The 14,242-nt window shown below is 72.2% G+C and carries 12 protein-coding genes; 2 read left to right on the forward strand and 10 right to left on the reverse strand.

The window, feature by feature from the left end:
• Positions 1-634: 634 nt before the first annotated feature.
• The 7 genes from ABZ923_RS38760 to ABZ923_RS38790 form a co-directional block, all read right to left on the reverse strand.
• Complete coding sequence (locus tag ABZ923_RS38760) at positions 635-3,505, reverse strand: DEAD/DEAH box helicase (RefSeq protein ID WP_361482248.1); 2,871 nt, start codon at positions 3,503-3,505, stop codon at positions 635-637.
• Positions 3,506-3,601: 96 nt separating this feature from the next.
• On the reverse strand, positions 3,602-4,183 hold the full coding sequence (locus ABZ923_RS38765) for a sugar kinase (protein ID WP_361482251.1): 582 nt from the start codon (positions 4,181-4,183) through the stop codon (positions 3,602-3,604).
• Positions 4,180-5,322 (reverse strand): ROK family glucokinase, encoded by a 1,143-nt coding sequence (locus tag ABZ923_RS38770; RefSeq protein WP_361482254.1) that lies wholly within the window; start codon positions 5,320-5,322, stop codon positions 4,180-4,182. The genes ABZ923_RS38765 and ABZ923_RS38770 overlap by 4 nt, the downstream gene beginning before the upstream one ends.
• 117 nt (positions 5,323-5,439) lie before the next feature.
• Positions 5,440-6,210, reverse strand: coding sequence for an ATP-binding cassette domain-containing protein (locus tag ABZ923_RS38775; protein WP_361482257.1), 771 nt, complete (start codon positions 6,208-6,210; stop codon positions 5,440-5,442).
• Positions 6,207-7,250, reverse strand: coding sequence for an ABC transporter permease (locus tag ABZ923_RS38780; RefSeq protein ID WP_361482260.1), 1,044 nt, complete (start codon positions 7,248-7,250; stop codon positions 6,207-6,209). The genes ABZ923_RS38775 and ABZ923_RS38780 overlap by 4 nt, the downstream gene beginning before the upstream one ends.
• Entirely contained in the window at positions 7,247-8,251 is a 1,005-nt protein-coding gene (locus ABZ923_RS38785) for a sugar ABC transporter substrate-binding protein (protein WP_361482263.1), read from the reverse strand. The genes ABZ923_RS38780 and ABZ923_RS38785 overlap by 4 nt, the downstream gene beginning before the upstream one ends.
• A gap of 163 nt (positions 8,252-8,414) precedes the next feature.
• A complete protein-coding gene (locus ABZ923_RS38790; protein WP_361482281.1) occupies positions 8,415-9,152 on the reverse strand; it encodes a GntR family transcriptional regulator in 738 nt (245 codons plus the stop codon).
• 130 nt (positions 9,153-9,282) lie between these two features.
• Between ABZ923_RS38790 and ABZ923_RS38795 the strand changes: the two genes are divergently transcribed.
• The gene (locus ABZ923_RS38795; protein ID WP_361482266.1) at positions 9,283-10,299 is read left to right on the forward strand and encodes a Gfo/Idh/MocA family oxidoreductase; all 1,017 of its coding nucleotides are present in this window, start codon (positions 9,283-9,285) and stop codon (positions 10,297-10,299) included.
• A gap of 493 nt (positions 10,300-10,792) precedes the next feature.
• Here ABZ923_RS38795 and ABZ923_RS38800 read toward each other — a convergent pair whose 3' ends face one another.
• The 3 genes from ABZ923_RS38800 to ABZ923_RS38810 form a co-directional block, all read right to left on the reverse strand.
• Positions 10,793-11,977: a cytochrome P450 gene (locus tag ABZ923_RS38800; protein WP_361482269.1), complete on the reverse strand. Its 1,185-nt coding sequence runs from the start codon at positions 11,975-11,977 to the stop codon at positions 10,793-10,795.
• Between the two features lie 190 nt (positions 11,978-12,167).
• On the reverse strand, positions 12,168-12,656 hold the full coding sequence (locus ABZ923_RS38805) for a hypothetical protein (RefSeq protein ID WP_361482272.1): 489 nt from the start codon (positions 12,654-12,656) through the stop codon (positions 12,168-12,170).
• On the reverse strand, positions 12,653-13,291 hold the full coding sequence (locus tag ABZ923_RS38810) for a hypothetical protein (protein ID WP_361482275.1): 639 nt from the start codon (positions 13,289-13,291) through the stop codon (positions 12,653-12,655). The genes ABZ923_RS38805 and ABZ923_RS38810 overlap by 4 nt, the downstream gene beginning before the upstream one ends.
• Before the next feature lie 437 nt (positions 13,292-13,728).
• Between ABZ923_RS38810 and ABZ923_RS38815 the strand changes: the two genes are divergently transcribed.
• Positions 13,729-13,983 (forward strand): hypothetical protein, encoded by a 255-nt coding sequence (locus tag ABZ923_RS38815; RefSeq protein ID WP_361482278.1) that lies wholly within the window; start codon positions 13,729-13,731, stop codon positions 13,981-13,983.
• The last annotated feature ends 259 nt before the right edge of the window (positions 13,984-14,242 follow it).

Below are 14,242 nucleotides of genomic sequence, written 5' to 3' on the forward strand. Positions count from 1 at the left end.
TCCCCGGGACGCCCACCCCCCGCCCCCGGACCGGGACGCACGCCCTGGTGAGATTCCTCATCCGCCACCGGTCCAACCGCCTCGGCCGCCGAGGCCGAAACGGGGGCCCCGGCCCCTTCCGCCCCTGGCCCGGAGGCAGCGGTCCTGAGCGCGGCCCGCGCCACATCCCCAGGACGCCCACCCCCCGCTCCGGGACGCACGGCCCCGTGCAGGTCCTCGCCCGCCACAGGTTCAGCTGCCTCGGCCGCCGGGGTCGAAGCCGGGTCCCCGGTCCCCTCTCCCCCGGGCCCGGAGACCACGCCGGCCCTGAGCGCCTCCCGCGCCACATCCCCAGGACGCCCACCCCCCGCCCCCGGACCGGGACGCACGCCCTGGTGAGATTCCTCATCCGCCACCGGTCCAACCGCCTCGGCCGGCGAGGCCGAAGCGGGGGCCCCGGTCCCTTCTGCGGCGGCGGGCCTGAGTGCGGCCCGTGCCGCGTCGCCGGGGCTCGGTTCGGTGCTGTCGGTGTGTGCCGTTTCCGTTGCGGCGGTGGTCTGGTCCTCGGTCGGGTCCAGGGCGGACCCGGCCCGTTCCCGGGCGGCGCGCAGGGCCCGGCGGGCGGCGTCGCCGGGGCGGGGACGGCCGGTGCCCGTCATGGCGTCCTCCGCAGGGAGACGAGGTCGGACAGTTCACGGTCCGTCAGCTCGGTGAGGGCTGCCTCGCCGGAGCCGAGGACGGCGTCGGCCAGGGCGCGCTTGGCGGCGAGCATGTCGGCGATGCGGTCCTCCACCGTGCCCTCGGTGACTAGGCGGTGGACCTGCACCGGCTGGGTCTGCCCGATGCGGTAGGCGCGGTCGGTGGCCTGTTCCTCGACGGCCGGGTTCCACCAGCGGTCGAAGTGGACGACGTGGCCCGCGCGGGTGAGGTTGAGGCCGGTGCCGGCGGCCTTCAGGGACAGCACCAGGACCGGGGTCTCGCCGTTCTGGAAGCGGTCCACCATGCGCTCGCGCTCCGGGACCGGGGTGCCGCCGTGCAGCAGGTCCACGGGGATCGCACGGGCGGACAGGTGGGCGGTGATGAGGCGGGCCATGCCGACGTACTGGGTGAAGACGAGCGCCGAGCCGTCCTCGGCGAGCAGGGTGTCCAGCAGCTCGTCCAGCAGCGCGAGTTTGCCGGAGCGGGCGGCGAGCCGGTCGGGGTGTGCCTCCTCCTTCAGATACAGCGCCGGGTGGTCGCAGATCTGCTTCAGCGCGCCCAGCAGCTTCAGCACCAGGCCCCGGCGGGCGATGCCCTCGGCGGTCTCGATGGCCAGCATCGATTCGCGCACCACCGCCTCGTACAGCGCGGCCTGTTCCCGGGTGAGCGGCACCGGGTGGTCCGTCTCGGTCTTGGGCGGCAGTTCGGGCACGATGCCGGGGTCGGACTTCTTGCGGCGCAGGAGGAACGGCCGTACCAGACGGGCCAGGCGCTCGACCGCCTCTTCGTCCTCCCCGTTCTCCACCGCCCGCGCGTGCCGGGCGCGGAAGGACTTCAGCGGCCCGAGGAGCCCGGGGGTCGTCCAGTCGAGCAGGGCCCACAGCTCGGAGAGGTTGTTCTCCACCGGGGTGCCGGTGAGCGCCACGCGCGCGGGGGCCGGGATGGTGCGCAGCGCCTTGGCGGTGGCCGAGTAGGGGTTCTTCACGTGCTGGGCCTCGTCGGCGACGACCATGCCCCAGCGCTGTCCGGCGAGCCGGGCCGCGGCGGAGCGCATGGTGCCGTACGTGGTGAGGACGAAACCGCCGTCCAGTCCGTCCAGGGTGCGGTCCTGGCCGTGGAAGCGGCGGACGGGGACGCCGGGCGCGAACCGGTTGATCTCCCGCTGCCAGTTGCCGAGCAGGGAGGCCGGGCAGACCACGAGGGTCGGTTCGGTGCGGGCCCGCTTGAGGTGCAGGGCGATGAGGGTGACGGTCTTGCCGAGGCCCATGTCGTCGGCGAGGCAGCCGCCGAGGCCGAGGGAGGTCATCAGGTCCAGCCAGGCCAGGCCGCGCAGCTGGTAGTCGCGGAGGGTGGCGGCGAGACCGGGTGGCGGCTCGGCGGGGCGCAGGCCGGCGGTGAGGCGGTCGCGGAGGGCGGCCAGCGCCCCGGCGGGGACGGCCTCGACGGTCTCGCCGTCGACCTCGGCGGTGCCGGTGAGGGCGACGGACAGCGCGTCGACCGGGTCGAGCAGGCCGAGTTCGCGCTTGCGCGCCTTGCGGACCAGGGCGGGGTCGACCAGCACCCAGCGGTCCCGGAGCCGTACGGCCGGGCGGTGGGCCTCGGCGAGGGTGTCCATCTCGGCCTCGCTCAGCGGATCGCCGCCGAGCGCCAGCTGCCAGCGGAACCGGAGCAGTTCCTCGCTCTCGAAGAAGCCGGTGCCGTCGGTCGCCGAGCCGGGCGCCGGGCGGACCACCGCGGTGGCGGTCAGGTCGCGGGCGAGGTCGCGGGGCCAGTGCACGGCGACCCCGGCGGCGGCCAGCCGGCTCGCCGCCACGCCGAGCAGCTCGCCCAGCTCCTCCTCGGACAGGGCGAGGACGTCGGGCACGTCCTGTTCGGCGAGGCGGTCCAGGGGCGGCCACACGCGGGCGGCGCGCCGGACGGCGAGGGCCGCGTCCACGCGCGCGCGGGGCCCGAACGCCGGGTCGGCCTCGCCCGTCCACAGGGCTGCCGCGTCGGCCACCAGGGTGGGGTCGGCGAGGCTGTGCACCTGGACGATCGCCGCGCCCGCGGCGCGCGTCCCCTCCTCGTGCGCGCCGGCGTCGAAGACGTCGGACGCGGACAGGTCCAGGCGGAGCGAGATCCGCACCCCCGCGTCCATCCCGGCGGCGACCTCGGCCGCCCAGGCGTGCGCCTCGGGCAGGGCCTGGGGCTCGCGGGCGGCGAAGGGCCGGCCGGCGGTGTGGGGGGCGGCGGGCGTGCGGGGCAGGGTGTCGGCGACCGCGTCCAGGAAGGAGCGGACCAGGGCCTCCGGCTCGGGCAGGCACAGCGGGCCCGGCCCGGGGAGGGGCACGGCGTGGCCCTCGGGCGGCAGTGCGGCGGCGACGGCGCGCAGGTGGGCGATGTCGTCGGGCTCCAGCGGGCCGGCCCGCCAGGCGTCGTGGCCGCCCGGGGTGAGGCCGGGCAGCAGCCGGCCGCGGGCGGTGAGCCGCAGGGCGTGCAGGGCGGCGGCGCCCCAGCAGGCGGTGGCCGGGTGGGCGGCCGGGTCGCGCCGGGCGCGGACCAGCAGCGGCAGGGCCTCGGCGAGCGGCAGGGTCAGCGCGGGCACCCGGTGGCGGCGCACACCGGTGCCGTGGCGTCGTACGACCGTCAGCTCCTCCGGGGCGCGCCCGGTGCCGGCGGGCAGCGGGTCGCCGTCCGGGGACCAGAAGGCGAGGCGGCCCTCGCGCGGCAGGGGCGCGGGCAGGTAGACGGACGCGAGGCGCACCGGGACCGGGTGCCCGGTCTCCGTCCCCGTCCCGGGGTCCGGGGCACCGCCCGTGCGCCCGGCCGGCGCAGCCGTGCCGCTCATACGTCCTGCCACCTCCCGCCGGTGTGTCGGTTCAGACGTCTCCGACTCTACGGGCGGGGTCTGACAATCGGCTCCGGGGCCGGTGCGCGCCCGGGGCTACGGCACCGTGCGGGAGACCACGAACACCAGCGGATGCTCGGGGTCGGACAGGTTGACGACCACGTCCTGCGTGGGCGCCGGGTTCTTCTGTTCGTGGGTCAGGCCCCACCAGGGGCCCGGTCCGCCGAAGGTCCAGCCGCTGACCTTCCGGTCCCGTTCGCCGACGGCGATCTCGTCCTTCTTCAGCTGCTCCCGGCGGACCCCCATGGCCTCCAGGAAGCTGTCCAGGCCCGCGGGGTTGGTGCGGAACTGGACGTAGAGGCGGCTGGTCTTCCAGTTGTTCGTCTCGTAGGAGGCGATGTCGTCGGCGGGGTGCGGGACGGTCACCTGGTACAGGCGGCGCTGCACCTTCGAGGGCCAGCCCGGGGTGAGGCCGGTCGCCGAGTACTTCGCCTCCTTGTCCTTGCCGCTGTTGCGGCTCTGGTTCGCGGAGATCACCAGGTAGCCGGCCGGGACGCCGATGAGCAGGACGATGATCAGCAGGGTGAGCGCCCGGCGCCGGGCCTTGTGCCGGGGGTCCTCGGCGGTCCGCCGCGGCTCGTCCGGCGGGCCGCCCTGGTGGGGCAGCGACGGCGTCATGCGCTGTCCTCGCGGCGGGACTGGACGTACCGCTCGTAGCGCTCGTAGCGCTCCACGCGGCGCCGCTTGGCCCGGCGGAACCGGCGGGCGACCAGCCGGGCCAGGTCGGCGGCGCCCACCATGCCCGCCTCGGGGCCGAGCTGGGCGCGGGTGATGTGGGCCTCGGGGCGGTAGCCGCGGCCGGTGAGGTGGCGCTTGAAGGCGTCCCGGGCCGGGCCGATGAGCAGGTCGTCGGCGGCGCTGACGCCGCCGCCGATCACGAAGCAGGACGGGTCGAGCGCCGCCGCGAGGTTGGCGATGCCGACGCCGAGCCACTGGCCGATGTCCTGGAGCAGCTCGATGCACATCGCGTCGCCCTCGCGGGCCAGCTCGGTGATCATCGGGCCGGTGATCTCGTGGATGTTGCCCTTGACGTGCTCGATGATCCCGTAGGCGACCGGCGAGTCGGCCGCCGCCAGCTCCCTGGCCTCGCGGACGAGCGCGTTGCCGGAGCTGTACTGCTCCCAGCAGCCGCGGTTGCCGCACGGGCAGCGGTGTCCGCCGGGCACGACCTGCATGTGGCCGAACTCCCCGGCGACCCCGAACTTGCCCCGTTTGACCTGGCCGTCCTCCAGGATGGCGCCGCCGATGCCGGTGCCGAGGGTGATCATGACCAGGTGGTCCTCGCCGCGGCCGGCGCCGAACCGCCACTCCGCCCAGGCGGCGGTGTTGGCGTCGTTGTCCACCAGGACCGGCACGGCGAGCCGGCCGGCGATGCGGTCGCGCAGGGGTTCGTTGCGCCAGGACAGGTGGGGGGCGAACAGGACCCGGTTGCGGTCGGCGTCGACCCAGCCGGCGGCGCCGATGCCGACCGCGTGCACGTCGTGCCGGTCGGACAGGTCCAGCACCAGCTCGACGATGGTGTCCTCGACGACCTTGGGGCTCTTGGACTTGTCCGGGGTCTCCGTGCGGAGCTTCTCCAGGATGTTGCCGTCGGCGTCCACGACGCCCGCCATGACCTTGGTGCCGCCGATGTCGATGCCGACGGTGGGAACTCGGGGGGCAGTCAGATGTGACCGGCGTTCCCTGGTTCCCACTGTTCGCAGGACGGGGGCTCGGCGGGAGCCGACGGGGGCCGTGAGGTCGCGGTAGGTGCTCATCGGGCTCGATTGTGCCGCACCCTCACGCCGGGTGCCGCGCGGGGCAGGGGGCGGGGGTGCGCGTCCTTTCGCCGGTGCGACGGGCGCTGTGGCGCGGCGCGCGGTCCCCCGTGCCCCTCAGCGACGCTGCAGTTCGTGGACGAGGGCGTCCAGGTCGGATCCTCCGGCCATCTGCTGGGTCAGCTCGTCGAGGGTGATGTCGTCCCGTGTGTGGTTGCCCACCATCGTGCCGCGCCTGAGCAGCACGAAACGATCGCCCACCAGGTACGCGTGATGCGGGTTGTGGGTGATCAGTACAACGCCCAGACCCTCGTCCCGTGCCGCGGCCACATATTTCAGGACCACACCGGACTGCTTCACACCCAGGGCCGCCGTCGGCTCGTCCAGGACCAGGACCTTCGCGCCGAAGTGCACCGCCCTGGCGATGGCGACGCACTGGCGCTCGCCGCCCGACAGCGTGCCGATGGGCTGGTCGACGTCCCGCAGGTCGATGCCCATGCGGAGCAGCGCCTCGCGGGTGGTGCGGCGCATCAGCTCGGTGTCGAGGCGCTTGAAGGGGCCGGTGCCCTTGCGGGGCTCGGAGCCGAGGAAGAAGTTGCGCCAGACCGGCATGAGCGGGACGACGGCCAGGTCCTGGTAGACCGTGGCGATGCCCCGGTCCAGGGCCTCGCGCGGGGAGGAGAGGGTGGTCTCCTCGCCCTCGATGCGCAGGGTGCCGCCGTCGTGCCGGTGCAGGCCCGCGATGATCTTGATCAGCGTCGACTTGCCGGCGCCGTTGTCGCCGAGGACGCAGGTGATCTCACCCGCGTGGACCTCCAGGGAGACCCCTTCGAGGGCGCGGACGGTGCCGTAGTGCTTGCTGACGCCGGTCAGCTCCACGAGTGTCACTTGGTCGCCTCCGCGCGCTTGCGGACCCAGGCGTTGAGCAGGGTCGCGAGGAGCAGCATCGCTCCGAGGAAGAACTTGAACCAGTCCGGGTTCCACTCGGCGAAGACGATGCCCTTGCTGGTCATGCCGAACAGCAGGGCGCCCACGGCCGAGCCGATCGCGCTGCCGTGGCCGCCGGTGATCAGGCAGCCGCCGATGACGGCCGCGATGATGTAGATCAGCTCGTTGCCGACGCCTTCGCCGGACTGGACGGCGTCGAACGAGAACAGCAGGTGCTGGCCGGAGATCCAGGCGCCGAACGCGACGCCCATGTAGAGGCCGATCTTGGTCCGGGCGACCGGGACACCGACCGCGCGGGCCGCGTCCTCGTTGCCGCCGACGGCGAAGATCCAGTTCCCGGTGCGGGTGCGCAGCAGGATCCAGGAGGCGAGGGCGACCAGGCCCAGCCACCACAGGATGGTGACCTTGACGCCGACGCCGCCGAGCGTGAGCGTCGAGGCGAAGACGGCGTGGGCGCTGGGGAAGCCCTCCATGTCGGCGATGGTCTTGGTGGAGACCGTGCCGTCGATCAGCTTGGTGAAGCCGAGGTTCATGCCGGTCAGCATCAGGAAGGTGCCCAGCGTGATGATGAAGCTGGGCAGTTTCGTGCGGGTCAGCATGAAGCCGTTGAAGGCGCCGATCGCGAGGGTGACCAGCAGGGACACGCCCACGCCGACCCAGGTGTTCGCGGTCATCTGGTAGCTGAACATCGAGGAGACCAGCGCCGACGAGGTCACCAGGACGCCCGCCGAGAGGTCGAACTCGCCGCCGATCATCAGCAGGGCCACGGGTACGGCCATGATGCCGATGGTCGAGGAGGCGTAGAGGACCGTGCTGAGGCTGGAGGCGCGCAGGAAGCCGTCGGCGGCGACGGCGAAGAAGACGAAGACGGCGAGGGCGCCGACGACCGAGCCCAGTTCGGGGCGGGTGAGCAGCTTCCGCAGCGGAGAGGTCTGCAGGATCCTTTCGTCGCGCTGCTTCCCGTCCGTGACCGCGCTCATCGGGTGCCCCGCTCGGTGTACTCGGCCAGCGCGGACGCCTGGTCCTTGGTGACGATCTGCGGGCCGGTCAGGACCGGCTTGCCGCCGCCGAGGACGTCGCCGTTGTACTTGTACAGCCACAGCAGGTCGACGGCCTGGTAGCCCTGGAGGTACGGCTGCTGGTCCACGGCGAAGCCGAGGGTGCCGTCCTGCAGCGAGGCCGCCACCTTGGCGTTCAGGTCGAAGGTGTCGATCTCGGCCTTGCTGCCCGCGTCCGTCCGCGCCTTCACGGCGGTGTCGGCGTAGGGCGCGCCGAGGGTGACGACGGCGTCGATGGACCGGTCGGCCTGGAGCTTGGCCTCGATCGCGGACTGCACGTCGGGCATGTTGGTGCCGTTGACGTAGACCTTGCGCAGCGTGCCGCGGAAGGTCTTCGCGACGCCGTCGCAGCGCTGCTCGTGGCCGACGTTGCCCTGCTCGTGCAGCACGCACAGGGCCTTCTTCCTCCCGCGCTCGTTCAGCTCGTCGCCGACCGCCTCGCCGGCGACGGTCTCGTCCTGGCCGATGTGGGTGAGGGCGCCGAAGGCCTGGGACTCGGCCGAGCCGGAGTTCACCGTGATCACCGGGATGCCGGCCTTCTCGGCGCGGGCGACGGCGGCCTTCAGGGCGTCCGGCTTGGCGAGGGTGACGATGATGCCGTCGACCTTCTTGTCCACGGCCGCGTCCACCAGCTGGGCCTGCTGCTGGGCCTCGTCGTCGTGCGAGTACAGGAAGTTGATGTTGTCCTTGACGGCGGCCTGCTTGGCACCGCTCTGCACGATGTCCCAGAAGGTGTCGCCGTCCCCGGAGTGGGTGATCATCGCGAAGGTCCAGCGGGGGGTGTCCACCGCCGCCCTGCCCTGGGCGGCGGCGGCCTTGCGGGCGTCCTCCGCCCGCTTGCCCCCGGTGCTGCTGCATCCCGCCAGGGACACGGAGAGTGCCCCCGCCAGCGCTATGCCTACCCAGGTCCGAAACCGTGCCACGAGGCCGTGCCCTTCTTGCCGTGTTCGTACAGACGCAAGGGGCCGTCGATCGCATCAGCGGCCCCAAACGCTCCAGTATCGAACACGGGGAACACCCATGACATGACCGGGCGGCCCGCTCGGGTCGCCTTGTCCGGACATTGCGACGAAAGAGGCAGGCCGGTCAGGGGCGTACGAGCAGCTGGAACTCGAAGGAGTAGCGGCTCGGCCGGTAGGTGTGGTCGCCGTACTCCACCGCGCGGCCGGTGTCGTCGAAGGTGGTGCGCTGCATGGTCAGCAGCGGGGCGCCCTCGGCCTCGCCGAGCCGCTCGGCCTCGGCCGCCGTGGCACCGCGGGCGCCGATGGACTGGCGGGCGCTGTGCAGGGTGATCCCGGCGGAGCGCATCAGCCGGTACAGGCCGGTGGCCTCCAGCTGGCCGGTGTCGAGGTCGAACAGGCCCGGCGGCAGGTGGTTGATCAGGTACGCCATCGGTTCGCCGTGCGCGAGGCGGAGCCGCTCGATGCGGTGGACGTCGCTCTCCTCGGCGACGCCGAGCGCGGCGGCGACCGCGGCGGAGGCCGGGACGACCGTGTTGACCAGCACCTTCGTCGCGGGGCGCTGGCCGGCCGCCTCCAGGTCGTCGTAGAGGCTGCTCAGTTCCAGGGGGCGTTTGACCTGACTGTGCACGACCTGGGTGCCCACGCCCCGGCGCCGGACGAGAAGCCCCTTGTCGACGAGGGACTGGATGGCCTGGCGGACGGTCGGCCGGGACAGGCCGAGCCGCGCGGCCAGCTCGATCTCGTTGCCCAGCAGGCTGCCCGGGGTGAGACCGCCCTGCTCGATGGCGGCCTCCAGCTGCTGGGAGAGCTGGAAGTACAGGGGCACCGGGGAGCTCCGGTCCACGCGGAGGTCGAGCGACACGGTCGGGTCCACATCTGGTTTCGGCACGGGCCCGAGCGTAGCCCCGTGCCTGGTTGACGGGAAGTTGTGTAGTCCGATTGTCCGGACATACGCATTGACAGGGTACGGGGTCGGCCCTCACTTTGATTCCATGCGCATCGGGGTCATCGGTACGGGCCGCATCGGCACCCTGCACGCGAGGACGCTCAGCCGTCACCGCGAGGTGGGGTCCTTGATCCTGACGGACGCGGAGCCGGCGCGGGCGCAGGAGCTGGCGCACCGGCTGGGCGAGACGGCGGCGCCGGGCGTGGACGAGATCTTCCGCTGGGGCGTGGACGCGGTGGTGATCACCACGGCGACGGCGGCGCACGCCGAGTACATCGGCCGGGCGGCCCGCTCGGGGCTGCCGGTGTTCTGCGAGAAGCCGATCGCGCTGGACCTGCCGGGCACGCTGCTCGCGCTGGCCGAGGTGGAGACGGCCGGGACGGTCCTGCAGATGGGCTTCCAGCGGCGGTTCGACGCGGGCTACGCCGGCGCCCGGGAGGCCGTGCGCAGCGGCCGGCTCGGCCGGCTGCACACCGTGCGGGCCATGACCTGCGACCAGTCCCCTCCCCCGGCCGAGTGGCTGCCGCTGTCCGGCGGGCTGTTCCGGGACACGCTGATCCACGACTTCGACGTGCTGCGCTGGGTGACCGGCCGGGAGGTGACCGACGTGTACGCCAGCGGCTCGGACGCCGGCCCCGCGATGTTCCGGGAGGCCGGGGACGTCGACACGGGCGCGGCGCTGCTCACGCTGGACGACGGCACCCTGGCCACGGCGACGGCGACCCGGCTCAACGGCGCCGGCTACGACGTCCGCATGGAGCTGGCCGGGGAGCGGGACACGGCGGTGGTGGGCCTGGACGACCGTACGCCCCTCGCGTCCACCGAGCCGAGCGGGCCGCCGCCCGCGGACAAGCCGTGGACGGGGTTCCTGGAACGCTTCGGACCCGCGTACGAGGCCGAGCTGAACGCCTTCGTGGAGGTCGTACGCGGCGAGCGCGCCAACCCCTGCGACGGCCGGGAGGCGTTGCAGGCACTCCGCATCGCCGAGGCCTGCGAACGCTCCCGCCGCGAGCGACGCCCGGTACCGCTCACGGAGATCCCGGACGGCACGGGACCGTCGTAGGGCCGGGGGCCGCGGGACGTACGCCGTCCCCGACGGGCGCCCGCCGCACGCCTCGGCGAACGCGCCGAGACCCGCGAACGCTCCCGCCGCGAGCAGCGCCCGGTACCGCTCGCGGAGTTCCCGACGGCACGGGACCGTCATGGGCCCGGGGGCCGTACGCCGTCCCCGACGGGCGGCCACCGCACGCCTCGGCCGACGCGCCTACCCCTGCTACAGCCGGGAGGCGTTACCCGCACCGCAGCCTGCGAACGCTTCCGCCGCGAGCAGCGCCCGGTACCGCTCTCGGAAATCCCGAACGGCACGGGACCGTCGTAGGCCCGCGGGCCGGACGCCGTCCCCGACGGGCGGCCGCCGCACGCCTCGGCCGACGCGCCTACCCCTGCTACAGCCGGGAGGCGTTACCCGCACCGCAGCCTGCGAACGCTCCCGCCGCGAGCAGCGCCCGGTGCGCCGGGCCGTACGTCGTCCCCGCCCGGCGGCCACCGGGTGCTGTTTACCAGCGCACCGGCAGGCTGCGTACGCCGCGCATCAGCAGGCCGGGCAGCCACTCCCCCGGCGCGCCGTCCAGGGCGAGCCGGGGAGCCCGCTCCAGGAGGGTGCCGATCGCGATGCCGCCCTCCAGGCGGGCCAGGGGTGCGCCGAGGCAGTAGTGGATGCCGTGGCCGAAGGCGAGGTGGCCGCGGGTGTCGCGGCGGATGTCGAAGGTGTCCGGCTCGGCGTACCGGGCGGTGTCGCGGCCGGCGGCGGTGAGGCCGACCAGCACGCCCTGGCCCTGCCCGATCCGGGTGCCCGCGATCTCCAGCGGTTCGGCGGCGTACCGGTAGGTGGCGTTCTGCACCGGGCCCTCCCAGCGCAGCGTCTCCTCCACCGCCGCGCCGAGGAGGGTCGTGTCGGCGCGGAGGGCCGCCAGTTGGGCGGGGTGGGTGAGCAGGGCGAGGACCGCGTTGCCGATGAGGTTGACCGTGGTCTCGTGGCCCGCGATGAGCAGCAGGTAGGCCAGGCCGCGCAGCTCCTGCGCGGAGAGCCGGTCGCCGTCCTCGGCGGTGGTGCGGATCAGGTCGCTCAGCAGATCGTCCGTGGGCCCGCCGCGGCGCTTGTCCTCGATCAGCTCGGTGAGGTACTCGGCGAGACGCACGGTCGCGGCGTGCTCGCTGTCCTCGCCGGTCGGCGCGACGAGCTCCGTGGAGAGCTTCCGGAACTCCGCGCGGTCCATCGCGGGGACGCCGAGCAGCTCGCAGATGACCGTGATCGGCAGCGGGTAGGCGAGGGAGTCGATGAGGTCGGCACGGCCGCGCGGCAGCATGTCGTCGAGCAGTTCGTCGGTGATCTGCTGGACCCGCGGGCGCAGTTGCTCGACCCGGCGCGCGGTGAACGCGCGCGCGACCAGGCCGCGCAGGCGCGTGTGCTGCGGCGGGTCGGCCGTCAGCAGGTACTTGCCGATCAGCTGCTCGTCCAGCGGCACCTCGCCGATCCTGGCGGTGTCCTTGGCCAGCCGGGGGTCGGCGAGGGCGGCTCGCGCCTCCTCGTACCCGACGACCAGCCAGGTCTCCCAGGGGCCTCCCGGCGTGGCGAGCCGGACCCGGTGGACCGGGCCCTGTTCGCGCAGCCCTGCGTAGACCGGGTGCGGGTCCTGACGGAGCGCGTCACCGTACTCCGTCAGGTCGATCACTGCTTCCATGTCCTCCCCTTAGAGGTCATGATCAGAGAGCGCTGAGCGAGCCCCGTGTGACGGAACCTGGCGGCCGCATCACACTCGCGTTCCGCTGCTCCGGTACCACGGGGGCGGCAGCATTTCACGGTTGGCTCCGGGACGTGGCCCGGAGCAGCTGGCCGGTCGGAGGCCGACGTCCGCATCGAAGGTCGTGATGTCAGATGGAGTCGATCTCCCAGGCGATCACGCCGTTCGATCCTTGGGTGGCGTCGACGTCGATGTGGATCTGCTTGCCTGCGCGGATCCGCTGCCGGACCACCGACTGATCACAAGGCACCGTGACCGGTGTGCCGGTATCAGCCGGCTTAAAACTCAGCTGCGCTGTGCCGTGGCCGACGCAGACCAATTGGAGTTCGTAGGTATTGCCCGGCTGCAGGCTGGGTTCGGTGTGGATGCCGTCCGTCAGACGTTCGGCGCCGGACTCGACCATCCGCCCGGTCTGAACAGCGGCGAGGGCGGACTGGGCCTGCTCGGTCAGACGTCTCTCTGCGGACCCGCCTGCCACGCGGGAGGAACTCGGAGTGGGCTTCGACGACGTCTTGGCAGCCTCCCCGTCAGCGGCATCCGACGTACACGAGGCAAGGAGGAACACCGACACCGCCACGGTGCATCCGGCGATCCATCGCCGTACGGTCACATGCGTCATGACGATGTCTCCCAGTACTTCCAGCCCGTCTCGGTCGTGGGCAGCGTAGCGTTTCCATGAGCGAGTTCGACGCGGGTGTCACAGCTCCTGCCACTGGACCGGTACTTCTTCCAGGTGATCTTGTAACCCCATGAACCGTACTGCAGGTGACCGTACTTGTTCCTGGGAATCTCGTGGCTGTATTCATGACCGGTTGTAATGGTCACACTGCCCGCCACCTTGACACTGATGGTGGTCTTGGCCTTCGCGAGAATCGCCCCCGCTGACCACTCCCCACTTCCCGAGATCTCAAGAGAAATGGTTCCGCCCCTCGTGACGGAAACCTTCATGGTGCCACCAGGGCCGTCCTTGTATTTGGTTCCGTTCCACCACGAAGGAACGTGATATGCCTTCTTCGACGTGATGCTGTACCACGTAGAGGGATGCTCACACGCCTGCGGCCCAACCTCGGAGAGCGGCTGGTCCATCGGGTCGTCCCATCCCTGCCTGTCATTGATGTCCGTGGTCTCAGCTGCGGACACCCCACCATCATCATCGACGGGGACATCTTCAGCCGCAGCTGTGCCCGCGGCGGAGAAACCGAGAAGCAGAGCTGTTGCAGCGCTGGCCAGCACGCGCCTTGAACCCATGCCCATGGCATACCCTTTCGATGGACCGCCCCCGTGGCGATCAAGCACTCGGACACTATGTTCACGTCATGCACACAACAACCAATTGACCGTTTCCCTGAGGAAGAATTGAGCCTTGCATGTGCAGTGACCAGAAATAGGCGCAAGCCTTGGCCGGATGGCGCTATGTCGAGACGGGCAAGGGCTCCGCGTGCGTTGTCCCGTAACTGCTGGTCGCATTGCGCCGGTAACGCTCGCTGGGGTCAGCCGGAAGAGGAGGTCGGCGTTCCTTTTCGATGCAGAGCTGGGGGTACCGGCTGTCCCCCGTCTTGATCTCGCCCAGCGGCTTCGGCGCCGCCAGGGCGGTGGCCCAGTTCAGCACCAGGCCGAGAGCTTCGGCGCGCTCCAGCCGGACGGCACCGGAAGGACACCCTCAAGGAGCGGGTGGGGCGCATGAATGACTGATGCGCAATCATCCCAAGGCCGAACTGCTGCGCATGGCCTACGCGGGCGGCCTTGTGAACCGCAACTCCCCCGAGAGGGGCAGCAGCGTCGTGCTGCTGATGACCTCGTCGGGATCGGAACCAGCGGTCACAAACCGGGCCAAGGCCTCGGCATCGTCCTGCTCGACCGCTTGGTGCGAGGGTGTCCAGCAGTTGCTCACCAGGACATTCAACCGTTCCGACAGCACGCCTGCCAGGGACTATCTACGCCATTAGCCACCAATTGAGATGACGTCTCAGGGACATCCCCGAGGTCCCGGACCGCTGCCGGTACCCGGACAACGCGCGCGGCGCCCGGCTAGGTCGTGTCCGCAAAGTCCCTCCGTCCGCCCGGAGGGCGGGCCCTGCGGCGTCTGGTGCGTGCTCTCGGCGTGCCGGGGGCAGTCCCTCGTACTGGACGTACTTGGGTCTGCGCCCGGTGCGGCGAGAGTGCGTGCCAGGCGTCGCGGGGCAGGAGGGACTTTGCGGACACGGC

This window comes from Streptomyces sp. NPDC046881 (genome assembly GCF_040645015.1).
Classification (GTDB): Bacteria; Actinomycetota; Actinomycetes; order Streptomycetales; family Streptomycetaceae; genus Streptomyces.

Excerpts from the sequence above, each read along its gene's own strand:
- ABZ923_RS38760 (WP_361482248.1), bottom strand. The coding sequence starts at position 3,505 with ATGAGCGGCACGGCTGCGCCGGCCGGGCGCACGGGCGGTGCCCCGGAC.
- ABZ923_RS38765 (WP_361482251.1), bottom strand. The coding sequence starts at position 4,183 with ATGACGCCGTCGCTGCCCCACCAGGGCGGCCCGCCGGACGAGCCGCGG.
- ABZ923_RS38770 (WP_361482254.1), bottom strand. The coding sequence starts at position 5,322 with ATGAGCACCTACCGCGACCTCACGGCCCCCGTCGGCTCCCGCCGAGCC.
- ABZ923_RS38780 (WP_361482260.1), bottom strand. The coding sequence starts at position 7,250 with ATGAGCGCGGTCACGGACGGGAAGCAGCGCGACGAAAGGATCCTGCAG.
- ABZ923_RS38795 (WP_361482266.1), top strand. The coding sequence starts at position 9,283 with ATGCGCATCGGGGTCATCGGTACGGGCCGCATCGGCACCCTGCACGCG.
- ABZ923_RS38800 (WP_361482269.1), bottom strand. The coding sequence starts at position 11,977 with ATGGAAGCAGTGATCGACCTGACGGAGTACGGTGACGCGCTCCGTCAG.
- ABZ923_RS38805 (WP_361482272.1), bottom strand. The coding sequence starts at position 12,656 with ATGACGCATGTGACCGTACGGCGATGGATCGCCGGATGCACCGTGGCG.
- ABZ923_RS38810 (WP_361482275.1), bottom strand. The coding sequence starts at position 13,291 with ATGGGCATGGGTTCAAGGCGCGTGCTGGCCAGCGCTGCAACAGCTCTG.
- ABZ923_RS38815 (WP_361482278.1), top strand. The coding sequence starts at position 13,729 with ATGCGCAATCATCCCAAGGCCGAACTGCTGCGCATGGCCTACGCGGGC.